Origin of the sequence: Legionella birminghamensis (assembly GCF_900452515.1) — a bacterium.
GTDB lineage: Bacteria > Pseudomonadota > Gammaproteobacteria > Legionellales > Legionellaceae > Legionella_C > Legionella_C birminghamensis.
Genome location: NZ_UGNW01000001.1, coordinates 2057497 through 2081843, shown reverse-complemented (window position 1 = coordinate 2081843; position 24347 = coordinate 2057497). Strand labels below are relative to the sequence as shown.

Sequence of the window (24347 nt, the reverse complement as noted above, 5' to 3'; positions counted from 1 at the left end):
TTTAACAGTGGTCATGGAAGTTAAAACGCTTGGGAGAGCAAGAATGGCATGGGGCATTCGTTTAATGGTTTGGGGGGAGCATGCTTGCTTTACTCGCCCTGAAATGAAAGTGGAAAGAGTGAGTTATGATGTTATTACCCCTTCTGCCGCACGAGGGATCCTTGAGGCAATTCACTGGAAGCCTGCTATTCGCTGGATGATTGACCGCATTCATGTCCTTAATCCTATTCAATTCGAATCCATACGCCGCAACGAGGTCGGCAGCAAAATAGCGGCGGGTACCATCAACAAAGCTATCAAAGCGAACTCTACAGCAGGTTTGGCCTGTTATGTAGAGGATGAGCGCCAACAAAGAGCCTCTACCATTTTACGTAAAGTGAGCTACCTGATTGAGGCACATTTTGAACTAACAGAAAAAGCGGGAATGGATGATACAGAAGGCAAGCATATAGACATTTTTCAGCGAAGGGCCAGCCGGGGGCAATTTTTCCATCAACCCTATCTTGGCGTGCGGGAATTCCCTGCATTTTTCCAGCTTATAGAGAAAGATGAAGTGAAGGTTAAAATTCATGAATCATTAAAAGGGGAGCGTGATCTGGGTTATATGCTCTATGATCTTGATTTTGAAAAAGGGGTTACGCCGCTTTTTTTCCGCGCCAGAATGCGCGATGGAATCATTGAGATTCCACCTCTACAGGAGGTGAAATCATGATTTTAACGGCTTTGTGTAATTATTACCAAAGGATGATTGAGAAAGAAAACTCGGACATCGCGGCTTATGGGTTTAGTAAAGAAAAAATAAGCTATGCTCTGGTTATTTCTTCTGAAGGGGAGCTACTAGATGTAGAGGATATTCGGGATATTTCTGGCAAAAAGCCTGTACCTAAACTGCTTTGTGTTCCTCAGCCTGAAAAAAGAACTTCCGGTATCAAACCTTGTTTTTTATGGGATAAAACCTCTTTTGTGCTCGGTGTGAGCGCTAAAATAAAAAACCGCGCTGTTCTGGAGCATCAAGCATTTATTGACTTTCATGAGGGACTGTTTGAAAAAGAAACAGATGTGGGACTGCTAGCCGTATTAAAATTCTTACATCAATGGACTCCTTCACAGTTTTATACATCGGGCAAATTCAAAGAGGAAATGCTGGATAGCAATATGGTGTTCCGATTACAAGGGGAGTATCAATACATTCATTCAAGGCCGGCAGCATCAGCAATATTAAGCCGTTCTGAAGAAGGCGTCGAGGCTCGAGGGAAATGTCTTGTGAGTAATCGAATTGCCTCCATAGCGCGATTACACCCCTATATTAAAGGCGTGGATAATGCACAAACCTCAGGTGCATCAATTGTTTCCTTCAATTTGAAAGCCTTCACCTCTTATGGCAAATTGCAAGGGGATAATGCACCTGTCTCTGAAGAAGCCGCTTTTGCTTACACAACCGCACTAAATGATTTACTTCGACGTGAGAGCGGCAAAAGAATTCAGATCGGCAGCTCCTGTACGATTGTTTTCTGGGCGCAGGCCGATTCGAAGGAAAAAATTATCCAGGCAGAATCGCTATTTGCGAATTTAATGTCCCCGCCAACGGATGATTCTGAAACTGGCAGGTTGCGGTCAGCATTAGAAGTAATTGCTAAGGGATTGCCCTTATGTGATCTGAATCCAAATTTAGATGAGAATACCCTGCTTTATATACTAGGGTTATCGCCAAATAACTCCAGGTTATCAATCCGATTTTGGGAAACAGGCAGTTTGGAAATGTTTGCCAGGCGTTTGGCTACGCATTATTACGATTTGTGGCTCGAGCCGTCACCTTGGCAGCATGCACCGGGGATAGCCAGGCTTTTGCTGGAAACTGTTCCACACAGGAAAGACAGCAAACCCAAGTTTGATGATATCCAACCTCTTTTAAGTGGCGAAATGACTCGCTCCATTCTAACTGGATCAAGGTATCCTCATACTTTGCTTGCGAATGTAATTATGCGTATGCGAGCTGACGGCCATATTTCATCGCTACGCGTTGCGCTGTGTAAAGCCGTTTTGACACGCGACAGGCGTTTAGGGGTTAAGGGAGTTCAACAGGAGATACCAATGAGTCTAGATACGGATAATGTTGATCCCGGCTACTTGCTGGGGAGATTGTTTGCTGAATTGGAAAATGCACAAACAGCTGCTTTGGGAACACAGGTCAATGCCACTATTTGTGATCGCTACTATGGGGCAGCCTCTGCCACTCCGGCAAGTATCTATCCAGTCTTACTCCGTAATACGCAGCATCATCTGTCGAAATTACGCAAAGGCGGATCCAGGGAAAAATCAATTGCCTGGAAAATAGAACATACTATTCAGGAAATTGTAGACAAGCTGGAACCGGCTTTTCCAAAGAATTTGAATATGGAAACCCAGGGACATTTTGCCATTGGTTATTACCACCAGCGTAACGCCCGTTTTAAACAACAGGAATTGCCTAATGCAGAAGGAGCTACAGAATGACTGCCATAATGAATCGATATGAGTTCGTTTATCTTTATGATGTTACGAATGGAAATCCAAATGGAGATCCTGATGCTGGCAATCTACCTCGTCTAGATCCTGAAACCAATCTGGGTATTGCAACGGATGTGTGTAATAAGCGAAAAGTAAGGAACTATGTCAGCTGGGAAAAAGAAGGGCAGCCCGGCTATGCCATCTATATGCAGGAAAAATCGGTATTAAACAACCAACATAAAAAAGCCTATGAAGCATTGAGTATCCAGCCTGAGGCCAAAAAGTTACCCAAAGACGAAGCCAAAGCCCATGAATTAACAGAGTGGATGTGCCGAAATTTTTTTGATGTCCGTGCATTTGGGGCAGTGATGACTACTGAGGTCAATGCGGGTCAGGTCCGTGGCCCGGTGCAGTTTACCTTTGCCCGTTCGATCGATCCGGTCATCCCGATGGAGATTTCCATTACCCGAATGGCAGTTACTAATGAAAAGGATTTGGAAAAAGAGAGAACGATGGGCCGAAAGCATATTATACCTTATGGCTTATACAGAATGCATGGTTTTATTTCTGCAAAACTGGCTGAGCGGACAGGATTTACAGAAGAGGATTTACAGCTGCTGTGGCAAGCCCTTCTGAATATGTATGAGCATGATCATTCTGCTGCGCGCGGGGAGATGTCTGCCCGTAAATTAGTCGTATTCAAACATGAAAGTCCCATGGGTAATGCGCCAGCACATACTTTATTTGATACCGTTCAGGTCATGCGAATGATTGATGATAATAAACCCGCTCGTCGATTTGATGATTATTCAATCAAAGTTGATACCGAAGCGTTACCTAGGGGGGTAAGTGTTACTGAATATTTATAGAAAAAAACATGGACGACTATTTACCCTTGTCTGCTTTGCAGCATTATGCTTTCTGTCCCCGGCAATTTGCCCTGATCCATATTGAGCAAGTATGGTCGGAAAATAAGTTTACCGCCGAGGGGCGCATTCTGCATGAAAGAGTGGACTCTGGGGAAAAGGGGCAGCGAAAGAATTTTCGTACTGAACGAAATGTGGTTCTGGTTTCGAATCATTATAAACTATCAGGAAAAATTGATTTACTGGAAGTTGAGATGGAGCAGGGGCAGGCCATTCATTTTTTTCCAGTAGAATATAAGCGCGGCAAACCAAAAGTTGAAAATTGGGATCGAGTGCAACTTTGTGCGCAGGCCTTGTGCCTGGAGGAAATGCGCGGGATACCTATTAATGAGGGTGCAATCTGGTACTGGAATATTCGCCGACGTGTTTCTGTCCCCATAGACCAGAAACTAAGGGCGGAGACTATTCAAATAATAGCAGACACTCATGCTTTATTACAAAAAGGGAATACACCTGCTCCAACGCCTGACAAGACCCGATGCAAAGCCTGTTCGCTTTTCGATATTTGTCAGCCTGAAATTATGCGCTCGGATCATTCTGCAAATTATCTGAATAAGCTCTTTGTTTGTGACGATTATAAGGATGAATCGTGATATGAAAAAATTACTGAATACCATTTTCATCACGCGTCAGGAAAGCTATCTTCATAAAGAGCGTGAAACGATTGTCATTAAGCAAGGCAATACTAAGTTGGGGCAATTTCCTGCGCTGAGTGTTGGCAATATTATGTGTTTTGGTCAGGTCAGTATTTCTCCATTTCTGATGGGATTTTGTGCAGAACAGGGGATTGGAATTGCATACTATACACAGCAGGGAAGATTTCTGGCACGTATTCAAGGCAGGCAAATGGGCAATGTTCTGCTCCGCCGTACCCAATATCGCTGGGCAGACGATGAGAAGAAAACTGCAGAGATATCCCGCGTCATTGTTGCCGCGAAAATAGCAAATAGCCGCACCGTTTTATTAAGACAACTCCGAAATCATGGTGACAATTTACTTCTTCGACAATCCAGCAAACAGTTAATGCACTGCATACGTCATTGCAAAAATGCGCAAAACCTGGAAGTTATCAGAGGAATTGAAGGGGAGGCTGCAACTGTGTACTTCGGAGTTTTCAACGAGTTGCTAAGAGCTACAGTCTTTCAATTTTCGGGACGGGTAAGACGGCCGCCTACTGATCCTGTTAACGCCTTACTATCATTTATATATTCTCTGATTACTCAGGAGTGTATTGCGGCCTTATATGGTGTGGGACTTGATCCACAGGTAGGTTTTTTGCACCGGGATAGACCGGGAAGGCCAAGCCTCGCTCTTGATCTTCTTGAAGAGTTTCGTGCGGCTTGGGCGGATCGTCTGGTATTAACATTAATTAATCGAAAACAAATCACTGCTAAACATTTCGTCACACAGTCTAGCGGCGCAGTCTACTTAAATGATGATGCACGAAAAATGGTCCTGATAGCTTATCAGGAGCGCAAACAGGAAGAATTAATTCATCCTTATTTGCAAGAAAAAATCCCTGTTGGGCTTTTGCCTCACTGTCAGGCTTTACTTCTTGCCAGACATCTTCGTGGTGATACAGCCTATTATACTCCCTATCTGGTGAAATAATGTTAGTGCTCATAACTTATGATGTAAATGTCACCTCAAAAGACGGACAAAGCCGCTTGCACAAAGTTGCAAAAATTTGTCTGGATTATGGAATGCGGGTACAGAACTCTGTTTTTGAGTGTGAAATTGATCCCGCACAATTTGCCCTGCTAAAAAGCAAATTACTCAGAACAATTAATCCTGAAGTGGATAGTTTGCGATTCTATTTTCTAGGAAAAAAGGGAAGGAAGAGGATTGAGCACGTAGGTGCAAAGCTTGTTCCCGACCCACTTCGGTCGCATCTGATTATATAGTTATCAGGAAGAAAATTTTTTCCGCTAAACTGTAGTAGTCAGAAAAATCCGGTTGGATTAGCGGTTCCTTTAGTAATTGATTTATTTAACTAATGTAAAAAACTCTTTAAAAATTTGACGCTTCTCTAAAAAAATCGCTTCGATTAACGGAATCAACGTGAATTCTACTTATTATTCAATATAATTAAAATGAGACAGTCGCGCCCCATGCGGGCGCGTGGATTGAAACTTTTGTAAATATTGGTATTCGAATCAAAAGAATTTGTCGCGCCCCATGCGGGCGCGTGGATTGAAACCCAGTTTTCAGTATCAAACTCGCTGGCTACACTAATGTCGCGCCCCATGCGGGCGCGTGGATTGAAACATTTTTAACTCCCCCCAGACTATAGATAACCATAATGTCGCGCCCCATGCGGGCGCGTGGATTGAAACTGTAGCATCTGATAAAACCCTTACTTTGCCAGAGTCGCGCCCCATGCGGGCGCGTGGATTGAAACATGTCATAGTGAATTAATATCATGAGTATATGCCAAGTCGCGCCCCATGCGGGCGCGTGGATTGAAACGCTACTCCTTAATCTCTTCTCTCATTTTAAGTAGTCGCGCCCCATGCGGGCGCGTGGATTGAAACAACGATGAAACTAGGGCGTTGCCCGTCTGAGGTTGTCGCGCCCCATGCGGGCGCGTGGATTGAAACAGTATCCGCTCAAAATAGAGTTAGATATTATTGGTCGCGCCCCATGCGGGCGCGTGGATTGAAACAAGTTAAAAATGCCTGAAGGTACCAAAGACCAGCGTCGCGCCCCATGCGGGCGCGTGGATTGAAACAAGAATGTGCCACAGAATAGTACTTTTTCAGGAGTCGCGCCCCATGCGGGCGCGTGGATTGAAACTTGTTCTGTCAGTGTCACGCTATATAAGTCGGCGTCGCGCCCCATGCGGGCGCGTGGATTGAAACTTTTTGCTTGAACAAATTAAGTGCTGCAGCTTGGTCGCGCCCCATGCGGGCGCGTGGATTGAAACAAATTTGGAACTCTGAATGTACCAACTCCACCAGGTCGCGCCCCATGCGGGCGCGTGGATTGAAACTAAAAAACCAATGGTATTTGCAAGACTATATCGAATAGTCGCGCCCCATGCGGGCGCGTGGATTGAAACATTATAATGTACACCGTCATAATGAAAATCAAGGGTCGCGCCCCATGCGGGCGCGTGGATTGAAACAAGCTGTGGCGTGTTCTGCTGTTGCTCACCTAAAAGGTCGCGCCCCATGCGGGCGCGTGGATTGAAACGTTTAATTTTAACTTTACATTCGTGCCCATTATGTCGTCGCGCCCCATGCGGGCGCGTGGATTGAAACTTTTTGACATTGTATGTTCCGAGTGCCGGAACAACGTGGCGCCCCACGCGGGCTGAGGAATCCCCTCATTTTTTCATTCAAAAAAACGTACCTTATTAGGGTCAAAATGACTTTAAATAATGTCGTTTCCGCGTAGCGGAAATCCATCTTGCAAACAAAGTTAGGAATTATCTTGAGAAATAGGGTGGATACCACCGAATCCCCGCGGCTTTGACCGCGGGCCCACACGAAGCCAATTTAATGTTAAGCACACTTGTTTATGACTACCCGTTAAATCTTATTTTTTGGCAACATTCAAACTTGTTTGAGGACCATGCTACTCCAACAGGCATGGGCCCCGCGGTCAGTGCCGCGGGGATTCGGACGGGGAAAATATTGGTGTAGATAGCTATGGGCTGCGACCGCGGGCTAAGGATGTTTTATCAACCTCAGTTTCCGTTGTCTAAACAGGGGGATTTCGTTAATATCGCTAAAGAAAAATTACAAGAGACGATAAAATGCTAAATCCAATCACCCACAATGCAACTATAGAAGAAACATTGACGAGGGATTCTATTGGTTCTCTTTCATCTGAGGCGCTTCGACAACTTTTCCTGGATGCTCGAACTCATCATTTTTGGCAAGATCGACCGGTTTCTGATCTTATTTTACGAAAGCTATTTGATCTTGTTAAATGGGCACCTACCTGCGTGAATGGGTCACCAGCAAGAATACTATTTATTAAATCTCCTTTAGAAAAGGCAAAGCTGCTTCCCTGTTTAATGGAAAAGAACGTTGAAAAAACGCGACTTGCTCCGGTAACAGCGATTATTGCCTACGATTTGGCCTGGTTTGAGTATTTGGATGCTTTATCTCCCCATTTTGATTACAAGCCAATGTTCGAGTCGAACACCGCATTGAGCGAGGCCACAGCATTTAGAAGCGGTTCGCTTCAAGGAGCCTATTTGATAATGGCTGCTCGTGCACTGGGGCTGGACGTAGGCCCGATGTCTGGATTTAATTCAGAAATGGTAGATGAAATTTTCTTCAAAGGGACAAACTGGCGGACAAATTTTCTCTGCAATTTGGGCTATGGAGATAAGTCAAAGCTTCATCCGCGAGCGCCACGATTAAAATTTGAAGAAGCGTGCCAGATCATTTGAACTGGCTACTTGTGTGCAAATTGTGTTTGCATAACAAAACAACAAAAGCGCCGGAAGCAATAAAGTTGTATAATCTGTCTGTTTTCGTAGCACTTCAACCGGAGCCGTCATATTGAATTCCATTGCCTGGACAGAAAAACAAACACTCTTACGGTTATTTCCCTTAATTATTAGCATTTCATTTGCCATGGATGTTTTTGTGCCCGCTATTCCCGATATGAATCAGTTTTTTAACACTGATAATGCGGTGATGCAGGCCAGCCTTTATGTCTTTATGTTTACTGTTGCTGTGGGGCAATTGATAACAGGGCCTTTGGCCGATAAACTGGGGCGCCGGCGAGTAGCCGTCGGCTGTGCGCTGCTCTTTTTTGTCGGTTCACTTCTCGCCACTTTTACCAGCTCTATTCATGCGCTAATTATCACTCGCATTATTCAGGCTGCAGGAGCCTGTGGAACTTATCTGGTGTGCTTCATCATTGTTCGCGACAATTTTTCAACGCAGGCCTGTGCGAGATTATTCAGTATTTTGACTGGTACGAACTCAATTGTTGCCAGTTCGGCGCCCATCATCGGTGGTGTGCTGCTAGATTGGACACACAATTGGCACAGCGGTTTTTATTTCCTCACCATTCTGGGATTAATAATGACTGCGATTGCGTTTCGTTATATCCCTGATTATGCCTATTCCAGGCCTGAAACGTCAGGCAGTTGGCTCCAGGCAATGAAGCCTATGCTGAAAAATGCTGATTTTCGTCAGTACACATTGGTTGCCGCATCCTGTTTATTGGGTTTGTATCTATTCTGCGCCTTATCTCCCGGGATATTAATTACCCAACTGCATCTCAGTGGAACAGAATACGGTCTCTGGTTTGGTTTGAATGCGATGACAATGTTTCTGACCAATATGGTTACTGTCCGCTTTACATACTCTTATTCTCTGGAAAATATTGTGCGTTGCGGGGTGATTGTCATGATGGTTTCATGCCTGCTAATGACCGGCCTCAACTTTGAGGAATGCAGTGTATTAAGATTCATGCTGCCGATGATTTGCCTGACCATTGGTATTGGAATGAGCATGGGATCAGCTACAGCGCTGGCGCTGAGGGATTTCGAGAGGCAAGCGGGGACTGCAACCGCTTTAGTGGGAGCTTGCCAATTTGGGCTGGCAGGGTTTATGGGAGTGATAACTTCCCAGTTTACCCCTGGCCCTTTAAGTCTGACCATTCCGGTCTTCTGTTTTAGCGCGATAGGGCTTGTTGGCGTAAGCAAATTGGGATTGATTCTGAATAACTCTCTAGATAATTAGCTGCTAAACACTGCGAGTGGATGCAGCTTAAATCACTAAAGTTAACCTGGGTTGGTTATTTTGGGCGCAATTCTGTTAAAATTGCCCCATGTTTTTTGCATTTCATTATCAGCATGCTTCAGAATTTTACAAAACTGGCTGATAAGACAGCCCGTATGTCTATATCCGAATTAAAGTTTAAGCGTTTAATCCCTTTTGTTTTACCCTTAAGAGCCCAAGAAAGCAATTTGCAGCGACCTGCAATGAATTGGTCATTAACCAGAGTGCCCAAACAAAATGGTGTGCATCAGCGGCATCTGGTATTGCCAAGATTTAACCGAGTCAATGAAAGCTGTTATCTGCATGATGATAGTCTTTTGGAAACCGGTATAAAAGTAGAGCGCCTGCAAGTTCTTTATCAATGCAAAAGTTTAAATCCAGCTTCTACCCTGGACAGGCTTTTGATAGGACTTCATCCCAATCAGGTATTATCACTAATGGCTATTCCCCGGCCTGGTACCAGTTTGAAGCTCTGCAGAGCACTTAGCGGATTCGATTCGCTAGTCTCGATAGAGCAATTGCATAACGAGGCTCTGGTCAATCAGCATTCTTTTCAATTCGCACCGAGGGCAGGCGCCGATCCCCGTGCCCGCGCATCACTACAGGTTCGTTGCGATAATGAAGCGGACGTTCAGCGATTAAAATGCTTTATGGTTGGGATACAATCTCTGGGTGCATTCAGCCAGCCGATTACTGCGCTTTGGCAAGGCATTGAGCAGCAAGTCAATTCACAATGCGACTGGTATATCGATGAGAATATTCCCATGGTTGAAGAACCACGGCTGTTTACGGGCTATCCAAATGGCATTTCAGATTACCAGCCTCAAACAAAAATCTCCAGTTTTCATCCTGCTGACATACTTTCTTTTCCAGACCATTTGCCAGATCTTCATTTGGCTATTCTGGAACAAAACGAGGAAAAAGTAGCGCAGTTGCTTGAAGTAAGCCCGATGTCAATCTTCCAACGCTGTCCCCGGGGGATTCTGCCGATTGAGCTAGCCAAGACTTGCCTCAACTCTTTTATCTGTGCTCAAATTTTTAACACATGGCGGGCACTGCCAAAATCCAGCCAATGGGCTTCACAGCGCTTTATAGAAGCGGCTAATGGTATGGTTCACATAGAGAAAACCCAGATCATTGACGTGGAAAGAAAGCAAAAAAAAATAGATATTTTCTTGAAGGAATCTCAGATTTTTTCCGAGGGACGATCTGGATCAGGTTCTAGTCGCAGCAAGTTACATCAGCAGGCAATCGCGGGGCAAATAAAGAACGTCGATTCTTTTGTTGAAGAGAAAGCTGATTTAGAGAATTATCGCCAGGTTATCAAGAATATTTTATTAGCGCAGGCACGGCATCATGAAGCCCATATTCTTTCAATTAAACGGCTTAATTCAATTCCTGAGCGTTTGGAGTTTTATATAAAATATCTGGTGACTGATGCCGAGTCCTTACAGGATCTGGAGACACGGGTAGAACACTACATTCGATCGGAAAATAATGGCGAGCATCTTCGAGAATTATGGGACGCCTTTCGTCTTCGAAAAGCACTGGATATTCAAGTTTTATCAGAAGCGACGGCTGAATATAGAAGGCGCTGTAGAACAAAAAATGAAAAGATTTTTCAGGTGTACACTGCTTGTCTGATATTGCAAACAGGTTCCATAATTTATCTGGACGTTCTGAATGTGGAAAGAGAAATGCAATTCCCTGGCGCTATCCAAACCAGGCTTGCGCCCGGATTGGATGGTGACAATTCTCATGTGTATTCATGCAAGCCTCTCCGCCATTATTCCGCCCGGGATGACTTTCGGCTTGATCCCTTGATTAAAAGCAATTTGCTAAGTTATGAAGCGCAGGATCCCTGGGGCTATACACCTTTATTATTGGCCGTAGCCGCTAACCAGCTTGACACGGTTAAACTGTTTTTCGAGAAAGGAATTGGAAGCGATATCATCGTTCCATTAGGAGGCGCAGATGGTTGGTACTATAGCCTGCTGGATGGTTCGCCCTCTCGTGAGATGACCGCGTTATTGCTCCACTATTATCTGGATCCGAAATTTACTTTTTCCTGGAACTCTGGAGTCGAGAATAAATTACAGATCCTGCTCATGTATCAGCATTCTCTCAGCCAGGATACTTTTAACCAGAATTTACTTGACTATATTGCTACTGGTCATCGCTATGATTTAACGTTGCTTGATCTTATTTTAAAGCATCGAGACACCCCCGTTCAGGAAGGCCCTTATGATCCGGAGATGCCAGAAGAGGTTCAAAAACGGTTTACAGCGCACAATCGAGGCATTGCTTTAAAGCAAAAGAAACTCTCGGAGCGAGAGGTAAGCCTCCAAAAACTTTCATTCTTTGGAAAAGAAACGTCTTCGCTTATCTTCTATATAAAGAATGATTCCAATAAACGCTTTTATTCATTATTCAAGTCAACTAACGAGTTGAATCCGAAAGAACAAAATGCATTGGCCGCTATTTTCGCCCGCCAATTTGAATTGCCGGGAGATTCCGGATCATTTGAAAAAGTGCAGGATTTTTTCAAATCAAAAGTGCTAAGCGATCCGCATTATTTGTTTGATATTTTTTTCGACAAGGCCAATGAAGCGGTGGCTTTTTGTTGCTTTAAATTTAAAACGGTTAATCATCCCCGCTTTGGGCATTTCAATGTTATTTATGCTTCTATTGCAGCCTGTGATAATGAGGCTGCAAGATATAATTTATTAAGCTCTTCATTTAAAATTGTGTTGGCGGCAAAAAAAATCAGTGACTCACAAAAAGTGCCTTTAAAATTTTACGGGCGTTTTGGGCGACCTGGTATTGCCTATTTACTCATACCTAAAGAAGCACGGGTGTCTACAAAATATCACCATCCGGATGGTTTGATAAAGTTTATTGCCGGTTTATTTGGCAACGTCGTTGAAGCAGATGGGTCGTCAGTGCCGCCTGTACAGTCAAGGGCAACGCCAGCTTGTGAAAATGTTCGTCTGGATGAATATAACTATTTGCTAAATGAATTTCTGCATGCCAGGACAAATGCCTCCCTGCCTTTGATTTTTGATGTGGATGAAGTGGTTTATAAAAGCTGGCTTAGTAAATTGTCTCAGGTATGTGGCGTTACAGAATCCTATCTTGGAACGCTTGCATCTGATGGCCGACTTTCCCCTCACCCTGCACAGTCTGAAGAAAGCTATGTCGCTTTTTCAGGAAGGAGTCGTTTGTAGTGGGAGTCAATCGAGATATATTGACTACTTCTTTTTTGATGAGACCGGTTATGCATCTTAAAAAAATCTATCGCGAACATCCCAGTTTCATTCATGCTCCGGAGGTTCACCAACTATGTGAGCCTCTTAAAGCCATGGGTATTAACCATTTTTCGCATGTAAGAGTGAGCAGGGAAAAGCAGTTTTCGTTTATTTCATTAAATCCAGAATTTGTATCGCATTATCTTGACAATGCTTATTTCGATTTTGATGTACACCGCATTGTTCCATCTGCTGCAGAGCAGTATTTTATCCGCGATTTGCAATCGCTGACTGGACGGACTAGAGCCTTGCAAAAAGCATTTAATGAATATGGATTTGGGCATTCCTTTACGATTCTGCGTTCAGTGAATGGCGTTATAGATGCTTATAATTTTGCCACCGAGTTTGGAAATAGCGGGATTAATGGCCAGTATCTGGAGAAGCTTGACTTTCTAAAACAGTTTCTACTTTATTTTCATGCCCAGGTTGAAACCTGCGATTTGAAAAAGGCTTATGAGTTATCTTTATCTCTCCAGAAACAGGGCGCGGGATTTCAGGAGGATATGGCTTATAAAAAAGAGAGGTTATCCCTGCCTGTCCCTGACCGTGTTGCTGTTCCTGGAACGGAATCTTATCTTACCTTTCGTGAATACGAATGCATGTGCTGGCTTGCCAAAGGAAAGACACAGCAGGAAATAGCAGAAATTTTGTCGCTTAGCTTGCGGACCGTGAAAGCGCATGTTGGACAAGTGCGTAAAAAAATGGATTGTAGAAATCAATTTCAACTGGGGCTAGTTCTGGCAAGGCTGGAACCTTTACTTACGGAAAAAATTGATTAATCAATCTATTTTGCAGGCTTCGAGATGATGCACAAGGCTATTCCTGTTTACAATAAGCCTAAATACTTCCAATAAGGGATAGAGGCATAGATCACTGCCAATTTAGCCACAGCCATTAAGGCATTCGTTACCAGCAAAGGTTTTAGTTTGAAATTCTGCTGATTATCCAGCAACTTTTTAAAGCAAAGAAAATAGCTGGACTGATAAGGAAATATCCAGGATTCAGTAGCCATCAGAATGACAAATGCAATAACCCATTGATTAACCCCGCCGCTTGTCAGTATGGGAGCCAGCAGTGTGAAAGCAATGCCAGGCGCAATCATAGTGCCGAAGACAATACAGAGCAGCCAGCTGAGAATAAACAGCAGGAAAATAAACAGGTAAATGTTTTCTGTAACTGGATTAAATAGCAAGTGTAGTCGGGTAAACCACAAAGGGGCGGTCATACCGCTTATACATTTCATAATACCAATCATGGTTCCCAGATAGCATATGAATTTCCAATTGATATGACTTGTAAAATCGCTCATTTTTAACAGGCCAAATGAGACGGGTATCAATGCAGTCAGCAGCGCAATGAAGATGGGATGTATTGGTAATAGTTCTCTTAATAATAAGCTCCCAATCAAAACAACAACCGAAATAATCGCTGCGTATTCTTTTTGGGATACAGGTCCCAGCTTAGAGCATGTTTTTAACAGGCTAAACCTTGTAATTTCTGATGACTCTTTGGTTTTATAAGCAACTGAATGTATTATGAAAAAGCTGGTAACGAGTAGGATTCCCGGAAATGCAGCGAAACCAAGCCAGAGAAGCCAGGCTTTCGACAAACTATTTGAGGGGGGCATTGCGCTAAATAAAAGATAATTGCTTGATTTACCGGTGAGAAAAATGGTTGACAATAAAACACAGCCGGTAAAAGCCGCGTTAGCCATCGCATTGGCGGCTTTACCCTGGGGCTTATAGCCGCTAATTGAAACAATATTATCCAGCACCGGTGCAATAATTGAGACACGAGTACTTTGTACAGACAGAACAGGCGTCATTATTACCCCAATAAAAAATAATAATTTTTCGAGGCATGGCGGCTTATATGCAAATTTCAATAGCAGCCAGAGGATCATCCTTTGAAACATCTGGGATTTCTGAATGACACAGGCAATAATAAAAAAAGACAAGACAATATAAATGTTTGCACTGGTAAAACCGGAAATAACTAAGTATTGCGATTTTTCTGATATGAACAATGCTGAGATGCAGGTAATGGCCGATAGGGTATATTCCGAAATTAAGCCAAGGCCGGTAAGAAAAAGAGCCACAATGGATATAAGCAGGAAGAGTTGTTCTTCAGTGCCTGAATAGAATGACAGGATCTGAACTGATTTAAATGGAGTGGGAAGACTAAACAAACAAAAAGCAAGACAAATAGCGAGGGACAGTTTAACCCATAAACGGGCTGGTCGGTTTTGTAATTTTGAAACATAAATCTGCATAGAAGTCCCGCTAATTTCTTCTTATTAATCTCCCTGATCTATTGTCTCGTCCTGTGCCTGCGAGTTTAATTAATATATTTTTCTGAGGATATTGTACTAAAGTGCAATTGTTTGCAGATTCTATACAAGAAAACTTAAGTCTTCATTAAGAAGCAGAATGCATAAATTCTGGGAAAAGCTATAATTCAAGAAGACGCGTAGCATGAATCATAAAACATGGAGGTCTATGATGAATGTTGATCTGGGAGACGCAGATGCTGCGGTTGGAATTTCCTTTGAGGTTGTCACTGATTTCCTTCGCGAATTAACCCGGCTTGGCCGGTTTCCAGATCGCCTGGAGTTCGATCGGGATATTGGCGGTCAGCCTTCCCATATTATTGTTCTGTTTAATCCATTTGAATTTGTAATGATAAAGCAGGGGCCTGATGCCCCCCGCAGTATCTTGCGTATTTCAGGGACAATTGAGATACGTCCGGCGGCTGATCCCAATGCACAGCCCCTGGTTCTTCCTCTGGAAGCGGCAGTCAAATTAACAATAATTTTAATCGATGCTGATCCCGTTGCAGAAGTCGGTTTTCGCTATGATGGCGTAGACGGAACGCCTTCACCCGCAGAAATTGCCAATGATATTGATAATTTTATGAATAGTCCCGCTATTATGGATGTGCTTTCAAATACCAGGCTGCCGATAGCGGATAGTCTTGTACAGGGATTAAATGATACCCGGTTCGCCGATACCGCTAACCCGCCTGAACCTTCGGAGTGGAGTGTTGGGCTCACGCTAACTCCGTCTGGCTCTGACAGTGTCGATGCTTTTGTAATATCAGCAAGCCCTCCAGGCACAAACCCCGCTTTATCAATAACAGAAAGTTTTGTTGCACCGCGCACAGGGTTGGCTGTTGCATATAATAGACTTTTTCTTGATATGGTTTTAGCGCGAGGTGCAGCTGCAAAAGTAGGGCAGGAGATTGATGGTGCCGAAATCACTTCTTTAACCATGTCGATGGCCGATAATGGAATTCAAATTATCGGGCATGTGGTAAGGGACATCGATACGCCGCTTATTGATATAGCCCCCGATGTGGATATTGATTTCAATGGTGTTGCTATTCCCTTATTGATTCGTGGCACAACCGGTATGACGATGGATACCTCTGGTATTGAGGTTGATGTTGATGACAGTGATGAAATTTTCTATGGGGCGTTAAGGTGGGTACTTACTATTGGCGCCTCCGCACTGCTTTTTACAGGAGTAGGAAGTTTGACCGCGCTAGGCATCTTGCTGTGGGCGACTTTGGTACAAAAGGTATGGAACAGTGCTGTAGAACTGGATAATGCGCCAAATGTACTTCGCGACAGCCTGGCTGCAGCATTAGGCGCCCAGCTCAGTCTACTGGCTGACTCGCTTGATGATTCGACCCCGGCTGGCGAATTAAGAGTGGATGGCACGCCGGACTCTGCCCTGGTGGTGGAGGGCAATATTGTTCTTTTCGCACAGGTAATCATCACGTCGATGAGAGCCAGAATGCGCTCCGCGGAATACTCTCACCGCTTGCGGCGTTTTGTTATTTTCGAACTTGACGACAGGCGGAAGTTCAGGGCACAGGAACTAGCTAGGCTGATGAAAGCAGGTAAAATTTCAGTGTCCGGTTTCCACCATGTTAGTGGCAAATTTGTCCGGTCGGATCATGACAACTCAGCTGCTAATAATCTCCTGAAAATGTTTAAGTCTAATGAGACGAGGGAGGTTGTGGTGAAGAACGAACAATGAACTAAAGATGTTCAGGATTTATATCGGTATCAATTGTTTTTCTTGAATTTCATGGGTGCTGCAGTATAGTGATTCCAACACAATTTAAAAGTAAGCAGTATGATTCATATCAGACAATTAACCCTTGAGGATGTACCTGAACTTATCGCTATATTGAAACGCGACTGGTATTGCCGGTTTGTTGACTTCCGCTGTGAGGATGAAAGCCTGAAGAAAGAATTTCTAAAGATTATTAATGGTGATATAGATTTTGAAAATCCTCAGATTAGTTATTTTGGTTTATTCAATGAAAATGAATTGCTGGGCTATGCAAAACTGGCAATTCTAACAGAGCGCGCGTTTCTCTCTGGATTATTTGTTAATGAAAACCAAACAGAAAAAGGCTTTGAAGGCCTACTATTGAAGACCTGTGTCGAGAAAGCGCTGGAAGCTGGCATTCATAGTATGAAGGTAGAGGTAGAGGATCTGAATACGAGTGCTATCTCCTTTTATACTCAATATGGATTTAGCCGTCAGCCTAATAAATTACTGTATCCTTCAACAGGGATCTACCGACATTATAATGTGGCAATGATTTCAATGGATCTGCATCACTCCCTGAATTTATTAAGTGCCGAAGACGATCCGGAAGATGAATTTATCCAGTACTCGGCTGCCTCAGCGGCATAGGAAGTGACTACAGTTAATGGCAAAGTGTCTTAGCTTGTGAAGAATCTGCAATATTTGTCTTTAATTTGATTTTTTTGTAAAATGTTTGTTCGTTCATTCTTGTTGATGAAATATGCCTCGTATTGAATTTCCTGTTTATGAAAGCGCTCTTGTTCAATCAGAAGTGCAAAACAATTGTGATCTTGAGACGCAACTTCACCTACAGATACTGCAAGAAAAGCGTCTAGTGATCTATGTCTGGATGCAAGCTCAGATCAGCTCTAAGATCATTTTAGCTGGTAATGAGAGGGGTTATGAATTTTCTCTTGAATTTGACAATAATAGGCCCGTTAAAATCTCAATTCATAGCATAAATAGCAACTCGATTAATTTGGCTGAAAAGCCTTCCTGCACGTTCAGTTTTTATACCCTGGAACCTTACAAACTTGCTCTGACTTTTGATCAGTTAAGTTCATCATTCCAGGGCAATCCTATAACTCCTGACAGTGCTCAGCAACAGTTTCTTCGGATGGTGTGGAGATTTCTATCCGAGTGCGGCATAGAGCGATTAGCGGTAAAACAGCTATCTACGCTAACAATGTTTCGTGAAACAATTTATAAACAGCATATGCATTTTGATCAATTACCTTCCTACACGGAAAAAGATGTGGATTCTCTAAATACTTTTTTGAATGCTATTGCAGTTGCCAAGCGGCAGGAGTTAAAAAATGAAAAATTAACTGCTGAGCTGGCTGTAACTGGAGAGTCTAACACTCAAGAGAAGTGGGTCTGTAATATTCTCTAGATACATTAAGTCAAGAAGGATTGATTCGTTGCGTTCTTTCCAACCCAGCAGGATGCTCCTGCCAAATGTTGTGCTGGCATTGAGCTTGTCAATGAAATCAGATTTTCCCCCTCTCCCGCGCAAGGGAGTTTGAGTAGAATGATGATATTTTTCGCGGGATGAGGGTTGGGGAGAGGGTATGTAACTAAACTAACGCAGACATGATATCTTCAAGGACAGATTGTATTTTGCTGAAATACATCGTGATTCCAAAAGCGCAAGACCTTGAACCCATGTGCCATTAGCCAATCCGTGCGCTTCCTATCATAAATATGATTGCTCATGTGTTGACCACCATCAAGCTCGATAATTAGTCGTTTTTCAAGGACAAAATCAACGATATATACGCCTATTGGTACTTGTCTCTTGAATTTAAATCCGAGCCGATTAGCTCGAAGATAATACCAAAGATGTCTCTCGGCAGGGGTGCTGTTTTTCCGTAAATCGCAAGCACGTTGCCTTAGCGTAGATTTGTCCATTTCCCTCTCCCCGCGAAAGACATCATCAGATACTATTAAACTCCTTGCACGGGAGAGGGGGCAGATCGATTTCTTGGTAAAGCAGGGTATAGTGTTCGCAGCCAGATTGTGCCAGAGGCGAGAAGGATTGATTCGTCAGTCACTGCGTTCCTTCCTCACCCCTTCGGGGCGCGCAAAAGCGCGTCCAAAATGCTTCGCCGCGCTTTGCGCTCTTCGCTTCGCATTTTGTCGAACCTCTTTCGGTTCGAACCCTTCCGGACACCATTACTCGCCTACGTGTTGCAGCCATATCATTACCCATAAGTATGGCCAAAAGCGCGTGTAAATACTTCACGCGCATTAATACAATTATAAAGCTTTCGTAGGCCTTTCCAGATTACCGCAGGACCGGGCTCCCTATCATGTTTTCGTCCGAGGAAACCACCCAATTGAGCAATTATTCCCAGCATCTCTTTGAGGGTAGGTGGTTCATGCGGGGGAGGTTTTTCATAAATCATAATGTAGGCTGTTTGCCATTCTATTGTTTCAAATAAGCACTCGCTGCTTAAGGAAGGTGAAGCCCGCCCAATCATGGTCATGAATAGAATACGCCAAGCGACAATGAGATAGAGAGCAAGACAAGGGTCAAATCGTTGTTTATTACTTAATTGTAATTTTTCAATAGTACATCCACTTTTCAATATTTTAAAAAAGATTTCTATCTGCCAGCGACACAAGTACCAATGAATTACTTTTAAGGCAGCTTCTAAATTAGGGATAGGGATACTTGTTAAAAGAGTCCATTCGATTGCTTTCTCACCAGGTGGAGGATTTGTTTCTGTAGCAATAATTGCAGTGAGTTGTACCGGAGTAAAACCTTCTTTTGCTTTTTCTCGAGGTGGGCGCAAAGTCACCTCTTTTGCATAAATAGTTTGGGTCACTTCTCGTTTTTTTCTACTCCCAAATGAAGAGGTTGTAAACGTTACTTGCCCAACACCTGTAGAGGCTTTTACATTGGCTTTTAATTTAGTGCTTTTTTTAGGGTGATTCTCATCTAAAATAGCGCGGTCGAATGTGGCCCGGATTACCCAGTCTGCAGAGCCTTTTGCAAAAGCAGTATTCGCTTCATGATAAATATCATAAATATCGCCTTCTCTATCAGCTATATAAATAAATTGAGTATCGGGCATAAACTTCGCAAGGCAAGAAGCTTTTTTATATCCCCTAACCCAACGATAACTTTCCTTATCTTTGATTGCTTTGGAGCACCGCTCCGCTTTTCGCTCTTTGGCGCTTCGATGCGCCAATGGCTTTCGGGACCATTGTTCATAGTCAATTATCCCTAAACAATCACGATTAGGCGTTACCGCAAGCGTCGGATGAAGAAATATACCCCGTACATTGTCTTGTTGGAGAGGACCAAGGTCTTCTCGTTCTTTTTGGCCACTATAATTCAGCGTAGTAGTGTCTTGAAGCAATAAGACCACCGGATGCCCTTTAATTCGATTAAGCGTCGCCTGCCTATGGGGTTTAATAATTTTTTTTGAGGTAACCAAATCATTCTCAAAAAAACGATAAGCTGCCTCTGTTTCCTGCCAACCTTTACAGCTTTCAGGGATACTTGCGCTGGGATTAGCTCCCAATCTCTTTAATAAAGTCTTTGCTCGTCTATTTAAACGCTCATCACCTATATTCACACAACCAAGCTCATCTTCTACCCATTCCATGGATTATACTGCCGTTAAAAGGCTCTATTATCTCATGTAAGGAAATTTTAATACAACAACAATTTCCTTACTTATGGGTAATGATATGGTTGCAGCTTGTCCGCAACATCCATGGGATGATGAAGCTAAAACTGAATTTTCTGGAAAGCTGGGTGCTTGTGTTCACAGCCAGAATAGTGCCGGAGGCGAGAAGGATTGATTCGTCAGTCACTGCGTTCCTTCCTCACCCCTTCGGGGCGCGCAAAAGCGCGTCCAAAATGCTTCGCCGCGCTTTGCGCTCTTCGCTTCGCATTTTGTCGAACCTCTTCGGTTCGAACCCTTCCGGGCCAAGGATATTTGTTGTTTTTATTGGTTTACGGAGTGATTGTTTTTTTTGTGATTTTTACTGGGAAATGGCGCGCCCGGAAGGATTCGAACCTCCGACCCCCTGGTTCGTAGCCAGATACTCTATCCAACTGAGCTACGGGCGCGTTGTTCTTGGCGGAGAGAGAGGGATTCGAACCCTCGATGGGATTTTGTCCCATACTCCCTTAGCAGGGGAGCGCCTTCGACCACTCGGCCATCTCTCCATCAATGGAAGCGAAGTATAGCAGCTATTTTGTTAAGGTCAACAGTTTATTCAAAAGAAATAAAAGTTATCTGAAATTCAATAACATAATTTCCAAAAATTTTAATAGCTGTTATCTTTGATATATACTGAACTATTCAGCAGCCGGATACCTATCGGCTATACGCGTGGTGAATTAATCTCTATTTATGCCAATCTTAATTGGCAGATATCAGGAGGACGAATGAAGCACAAGTCTAATTTAAGTGGTCGCGACGTTTACGTCGTTGACGGGCTGAGAACGCCATTTTTAAAAGCAAAAGATATAGGTCCTTTCACTGGTTCTGATCTGGCTGTAGCCGCCGGCTTGCCTCTTTTAAACCGGCAGCCATTTTTACCCTCAGAGCTTGATGAGGTCATCATTGGCTCTGCAATGCCCGGACCCGATGAAGCCAATATTGCCCGGGTAGTTGCCTTGCGTCTGGGATGCGGTGACAAAGTTCCGGGGTTTACAGTAATGAGAAACTGCGCCTCGGGAATGCAGGCTCTGGACAATGCAGCAATGCAGATTGCTTCCGGGCGCAGTAATCTTGTGCTTGCCGGTGGTACAGATGCGATGAGTCATGCGCCACTCCTGTTCAACCAGAAAATGGCCTCCTGGCTGGGTAAATGGTTTGGCGCTAAAAGCGTGGGCCAGCGATTCGCTTTGGCAACGCAATTCCGACCCGCTTTTCTTGCACCGGTTATTGCCCTGCTTCGCGGCCTGACTGATCCCATTGTTGGGCTCAATATGGGGCAAACTGCGGAAAAGGTGGCCTATCGCTTTGATATTAGCCGCGAGCAAATGGACAGCTTTGCTGTTAACAGCCATAAACGTTTAGCGCAGGCTTATGCAGATAAGCGTATGGAGGAAGTGGTTCCAATTATCGACAGCAAAGGAAAAATCTATCTCCAGGATGATGGTATCCGCTCTGATTCCTCCGTAGAAAAGCTGGCTCAACTCAAGCCATTCTTTGATAAAAAATACGGTATGGTGACGGCAGGTAACAGCTCACAAATAACAGATGGTGCCTGTCTCCTGATTTTGGCCAGCGGCGAAGCTGTTAAAAAATACAAATTACCTGTATTGGGTAAAATTGTAGATTCTCAATGGGCAGCGCTTGATCCCTCGCAAATGGGGCTTGGACCGGTTCATGCCGCTACGCCGATTATGGAACGTCAGCATGTCAAACCGTCGGAAATTGACTGTTGGGAAATTAATGAAGCATTTGCAGCACAGGTTCTTGGATGTCTGGCTGCCTGGGATGATAAAGAGTATTGTCAGAAGCAATTAGGTTTAGCTGAGGCGATGGGTGCTCCTTCGCTTGCCCAGTTAAACCAGGATGGCGGTGCTATTGCTGCAGGTCATCCAATTGGCGCCAGTGGAGCGAGAATTGTCCTGCATGTTTTGGAAAATTTAAAGCACACTAATGGCAAAAGAGGAATGGCGGCAATCTGTATTGGAGGTGGACAGGGCGGCGCAATGTATTTGGAACGGGTTACTGAGGTGAAAGGATAATGACTAATTATAATCATTGGGAAATAGATACGGACACAGATCGTATATTTTGGTTGGGGATGAACCGGAAGGGGGCTGCTGTAAACTCTATTAATCAGGAAGTCCTGGATGAATTAAATATTGTTCTTCAGGATATTGCCAAACAGTCTGATCTTGCTGGCCTGGTCATTTATTCTGCCAAAAGCAAAGGATTTGTGGCTGGCGCTGATGTCAATGCGTTTTCCCAGTTTAAAACGCCGGAAGAAGCAGCAAATTTTTTAAGAAAGGGGCAAACCGTATTTTCTCGAATTGAATCGCTGAAGATACCTACTGTTGCGATGATCGATGGTTTTTGCATGGGCGGAGGCCTGGAACTGGCATTAGCCTGTGATTATCGGATTGCCAGTGATGAAGAGGGTACACGCCTTGGTTTGCCTGAAGTCATGCTTGGAATTCACCCAGGCTGGGGAGGCACTGTTCGCCTGCCGCGTCTGGTTGGCGGTTTTGATGCCTTGTCCCGAATTATTTTAACCGGCGCACCGGTATCTGCAAAAACTGCAAAACAAATCGGCTTTGTGGATGACGTCGTTCCTGAGCGGCAATTAAGACGGGCGGCAATTTACTACATTCGAAATAAGCCGGCCAAACATAAGCCTGGTTTCCTCCAGTCGCTTAGCAATAAAGGCTGGGCGCGTGCGATTCTTGCCCCGATTCTTCGTTATCAAGTATCCAAACGCGTAAGAAAGCAGCATTATCCGGCTCCCTTTGCCATTATCGATCTTTGGGAAAAAGAAGGCGGACAGGGGGAACGAGCTTATCTGAAAGAAGCGGATTCCGTTGAAAAATTGATAACGCAGAATAATACAGCCAGCAATCTGATTCGCGCCTTCCTTTTACGTGAGCGAATGAAATCCTTTGCCAAGAACAGCGATTTCCATGCAAAACATGTCCATGTCATTGGAGCTGGTGTAATGGGTGGTGATATTGCGGCCTGGTGTGCGCTCAAAGGTTTGAAAGTAACCCTTCAGGATCAAAGTTATAGTCAAATCGCTCCTGCTATTGGCCGTGCACATACTTTATATAAGAAAAAGCTGAAAAAACCCCGTTTAATCCAGGCGGCAATGGATCGACTTGTTGCTGATCCTGAGGGATTTGGTGTTGCCCGGGCTGATGTGATTATTGAAGCCGTTTTCGAAAATCTCGAAGTGAAGCAACAGATAATGAAGAAGCTGGAAGAGCAGGCAAGAGCTGACGCAATTATTGCAACCAATACCTCCAGTATTCCTTTGGAAGAGATAAGCCAGGTCATGAAAGACCCAGCGCGTCTGGTTGGAATACATTATTTCAATCCTGTTGCCCGAATGGAGCTCGTGGAGGTAGTGAGCAGTAGTCAAACGCTTAAGGAAGTCCGTGATAAAGCCTGTGCTTTCGTAAATCAGATTGGACGCCTGCCCTTGCCTGTAAAATCCAGCCCGGGTTTTCTGGTTAACCGCGTGCTAATGCCCTATTTAATGGAGTGCGTCCAGCTGCTTGAGGAAGGCTATTCCGGAGAAGCCATTGATGAAGCGGCTGAGGCATTTGGTATGTTTATGGGACCAGTTGAACTTGCCGATACAGTAGGTATGGACGTGTGCCTTGCTGTTGCAGAGAACCTGACCAAGCATTACGGTGGAACCGTTCCGCAAAGACTGCGGGATATGGTTAAGAATGGGAAGCTGGGCCGTAAAACCGGAGAAGGTTTCTATGTTTATAAGAATGGTAAACCCATTAAGAAGAAAGTACAGAATAAAACTGAGAAAGATATAGCGAATCGTTTAATTCTGCGAATGGTCAATGAATCTGCAGCTTGTTTACGTGAAGGCGTGGTTGCGGATAGCGATCTTCTTGATGGAGCCATGATCTTTGCTGCTGGTTTTGCACCCTTCCGCGGCGGACCTATGAATTATGCCAAGGATTTTGGGCGTGACAAACTCAATCAGCTTTTTACCGCTTTGCACACTCAATACGGCGAACGTTTTCGAGTAGATGGCAGTTTGTAATCCTATAAATAGCGGCAGGAGAAATCCTGCCGT

General features: G+C 44.0%; 17 protein-coding genes, 2 tRNA genes, 1 pseudogene and 1 CRISPR repeat array. Of the genes and pseudogenes, 15 read left to right on the top strand and 5 right to left on the bottom strand.

The window, feature by feature from the left end:
- Positions 1–13: 13 nt before the first annotated feature.
- The 10 genes from cas5c (at position 14) to DYH42_RS08815 (ending at position 13250) form a co-directional block, all read left to right on the top strand.
- Entirely contained in the window at positions 14–712 is a 699-nt protein-coding gene (gene cas5c, locus DYH42_RS08860; protein ID WP_237759026.1) for a type I-C CRISPR-associated protein Cas5c, read from the top strand.
- On the top strand, positions 709–2493 hold the full coding sequence (gene cas8c / locus DYH42_RS08855; RefSeq protein ID WP_058523910.1) for a type I-C CRISPR-associated protein Cas8c/Csd1: 1785 nt from the start codon (positions 709–711) through the stop codon (positions 2491–2493). The genes cas5c and cas8c overlap by 4 nt, the downstream gene beginning before the upstream one ends.
- Positions 2490–3356 (top strand): type I-C CRISPR-associated protein Cas7/Csd2, encoded by an 867-nt coding sequence (gene cas7c, locus DYH42_RS08850; RefSeq protein WP_058523911.1) that lies wholly within the window; start codon positions 2490–2492, stop codon positions 3354–3356. Before cas8c ends, cas7c begins: the two co-directional genes overlap by 4 nt.
- Before the next feature lie 8 nt (positions 3357–3364).
- Positions 3365–4006: a CRISPR-associated protein Cas4 gene (cas4, locus tag DYH42_RS08845; protein ID WP_058523912.1), complete on the top strand. Its 642-nt coding sequence runs from the start codon at positions 3365–3367 to the stop codon at positions 4004–4006.
- Between the two features lies 1 nt (position 4007).
- Positions 4008–5024: a type I-C CRISPR-associated endonuclease Cas1c gene (cas1c, locus tag DYH42_RS08840; protein WP_058523913.1), complete on the top strand. Its 1017-nt coding sequence runs from the start codon at positions 4008–4010 to the stop codon at positions 5022–5024.
- On the top strand, positions 5024–5317 hold the full coding sequence (gene cas2 / locus DYH42_RS08835; protein ID WP_058523914.1) for a CRISPR-associated endonuclease Cas2: 294 nt from the start codon (positions 5024–5026) through the stop codon (positions 5315–5317). Before cas1c ends, cas2 begins: the two co-directional genes overlap by 1 nt.
- 197 nt (positions 5318–5514) lie before the next feature.
- Positions 5515–6676: direct repeats of the CRISPR family, unit length 32 nt; unit sequence GTCGCGCCCCATGCGGGCGCGTGGATTGAAAC.
- Positions 6677–7173: 497 nt separating this feature from the next.
- A complete protein-coding gene (locus DYH42_RS08830; RefSeq protein WP_083503134.1) occupies positions 7174–7818 on the top strand; it encodes a malonic semialdehyde reductase in 645 nt (214 codons plus the stop codon).
- Between the two features lie 112 nt (positions 7819–7930).
- Positions 7931–9124, top strand: a complete 1194-nt coding sequence (locus DYH42_RS08825) for a multidrug effflux MFS transporter (RefSeq protein ID WP_058523915.1) — start codon at positions 7931–7933, stop codon at positions 9122–9124.
- A 20-nt stretch (positions 9125–9144) separates the two neighbouring features.
- Entirely contained in the window at positions 9145–12390 is a 3246-nt protein-coding gene (locus DYH42_RS08820; protein ID WP_058523916.1) for a hypothetical protein, read from the top strand.
- Between the two features lie 50 nt (positions 12391–12440).
- The gene (locus DYH42_RS08815) at positions 12441–13250 is read left to right on the top strand and encodes a helix-turn-helix transcriptional regulator (RefSeq protein ID WP_162263100.1); all 810 of its coding nucleotides are present in this window, start codon (positions 12441–12443) and stop codon (positions 13248–13250) included.
- Positions 13251–13297: 47 nt separating this feature from the next.
- Here the strand turns inward: DYH42_RS08815 and DYH42_RS08810 are convergent, their stop codons facing one another.
- The gene (locus tag DYH42_RS08810; protein ID WP_058523918.1) at positions 13298–14743 is read right to left on the bottom strand and encodes an SLC13 family permease; all 1446 of its coding nucleotides are present in this window, start codon (positions 14741–14743) and stop codon (positions 13298–13300) included.
- 226 nt (positions 14744–14969) lie between these two features.
- Between DYH42_RS08810 and DYH42_RS08805 the strand changes: the two genes are divergently transcribed.
- From DYH42_RS08805 to DYH42_RS08795, 3 genes are all read left to right on the top strand, one after another.
- The gene (locus tag DYH42_RS08805) at positions 14970–16514 is read left to right on the top strand and encodes a hypothetical protein (RefSeq protein ID WP_131793051.1); all 1545 of its coding nucleotides are present in this window, start codon (positions 14970–14972) and stop codon (positions 16512–16514) included.
- Between the two features lie 99 nt (positions 16515–16613).
- Complete coding sequence (locus DYH42_RS08800; RefSeq protein ID WP_058523920.1) at positions 16614–17183, top strand: GNAT family N-acetyltransferase; 570 nt, start codon at positions 16614–16616, stop codon at positions 17181–17183.
- 112 nt (positions 17184–17295) lie between these two features.
- A complete protein-coding gene (locus tag DYH42_RS08795; protein ID WP_058523921.1) occupies positions 17296–17967 on the top strand; it encodes a hypothetical protein in 672 nt (223 codons plus the stop codon).
- A gap of 184 nt (positions 17968–18151) precedes the next feature.
- On the opposite strand, the pseudogene DYH42_RS08790 reads toward DYH42_RS08795, so the two are convergent.
- The 4 genes and pseudogenes from DYH42_RS08790 to DYH42_RS08775 all read right to left on the bottom strand — a co-directional run bounded on the left by DYH42_RS08790 (position 18152) and on the right by DYH42_RS08775 (position 20760).
- Positions 18152–18485 (bottom strand): annotated as a pseudogene (locus tag DYH42_RS08790) (endonuclease domain-containing protein).
- A gap of 293 nt (positions 18486–18778) precedes the next feature.
- A complete protein-coding gene (locus tag DYH42_RS08785; protein ID WP_058523923.1) occupies positions 18779–20191 on the bottom strand; it encodes an IS4 family transposase in 1413 nt (470 codons plus the stop codon).
- A 393-nt stretch (positions 20192–20584) separates the two neighbouring features.
- Positions 20585–20661 (bottom strand) — tRNA-Arg (locus tag DYH42_RS08780).
- Positions 20662–20669: 8 nt separating this feature from the next.
- Positions 20670–20760, bottom strand: a tRNA-Ser gene (locus DYH42_RS08775).
- A gap of 222 nt (positions 20761–20982) precedes the next feature.
- On the opposite strand from DYH42_RS08775, the gene DYH42_RS08770 reads away from it, so the two are divergent.
- Both DYH42_RS08770 and DYH42_RS08765 read left to right on the top strand, forming a co-directional pair.
- Positions 20983–22296 carry an acetyl-CoA C-acetyltransferase gene (locus DYH42_RS08770; RefSeq protein WP_058524147.1) on the top strand — a complete coding sequence of 438 codons (1314 nt, stop codon included), beginning with the start codon at positions 20983–20985 and terminating at the stop codon, positions 22294–22296.
- On the top strand, positions 22296–24314 hold the full coding sequence (locus DYH42_RS08765; RefSeq protein WP_058524148.1) for a 3-hydroxyacyl-CoA dehydrogenase NAD-binding domain-containing protein: 2019 nt from the start codon (positions 22296–22298) through the stop codon (positions 24312–24314). Before DYH42_RS08770 ends, DYH42_RS08765 begins: the two co-directional genes overlap by 1 nt.
- Positions 24315–24347 lie beyond the last annotated feature (33 nt).

Coding starts and splice junctions, on each gene's coding strand:
- cas5c (WP_237759026.1), top strand. CDS start 14: ATGGAAGTTAAAACGCTTGGGAGAGCAAGAATGGCATGGGGCATTCGT.
- cas8c (WP_058523910.1), top strand. CDS start 709: ATGATTTTAACGGCTTTGTGTAATTATTACCAAAGGATGATTGAGAAA.
- cas7c (WP_058523911.1), top strand. CDS start 2,490: ATGACTGCCATAATGAATCGATATGAGTTCGTTTATCTTTATGATGTT.
- cas4 (WP_058523912.1), top strand. CDS start 3,365: ATGGACGACTATTTACCCTTGTCTGCTTTGCAGCATTATGCTTTCTGT.
- cas1c (WP_058523913.1), top strand. CDS start 4,008: ATGAAAAAATTACTGAATACCATTTTCATCACGCGTCAGGAAAGCTAT.
- cas2 (WP_058523914.1), top strand. CDS start 5,024: ATGTTAGTGCTCATAACTTATGATGTAAATGTCACCTCAAAAGACGGA.
- DYH42_RS08830 (WP_083503134.1), top strand. CDS start 7,174: ATGCTAAATCCAATCACCCACAATGCAACTATAGAAGAAACATTGACG.
- DYH42_RS08820 (WP_058523916.1), top strand. CDS start 9,145: ATGCAGCTTAAATCACTAAAGTTAACCTGGGTTGGTTATTTTGGGCGC.
- DYH42_RS08815 (WP_162263100.1), top strand. CDS start 12,441: ATGCATCTTAAAAAAATCTATCGCGAACATCCCAGTTTCATTCATGCT.
- DYH42_RS08810 (WP_058523918.1), bottom strand. CDS start 14,743: ATGCAGATTTATGTTTCAAAATTACAAAACCGACCAGCCCGTTTATGG.
- DYH42_RS08805 (WP_131793051.1), top strand. CDS start 14,970: ATGATGAATGTTGATCTGGGAGACGCAGATGCTGCGGTTGGAATTTCC.
- DYH42_RS08800 (WP_058523920.1), top strand. CDS start 16,614: ATGATTCATATCAGACAATTAACCCTTGAGGATGTACCTGAACTTATC.
- DYH42_RS08795 (WP_058523921.1), top strand. CDS start 17,296: ATGCCTCGTATTGAATTTCCTGTTTATGAAAGCGCTCTTGTTCAATCA.
- DYH42_RS08785 (WP_058523923.1), bottom strand. CDS start 20,191: ATGGAATGGGTAGAAGATGAGCTTGGTTGTGTGAATATAGGTGATGAG.
- DYH42_RS08770 (WP_058524147.1), top strand. CDS start 20,983: ATGAAGCACAAGTCTAATTTAAGTGGTCGCGACGTTTACGTCGTTGAC.
- DYH42_RS08765 (WP_058524148.1), top strand. CDS start 22,296: ATGACTAATTATAATCATTGGGAAATAGATACGGACACAGATCGTATA.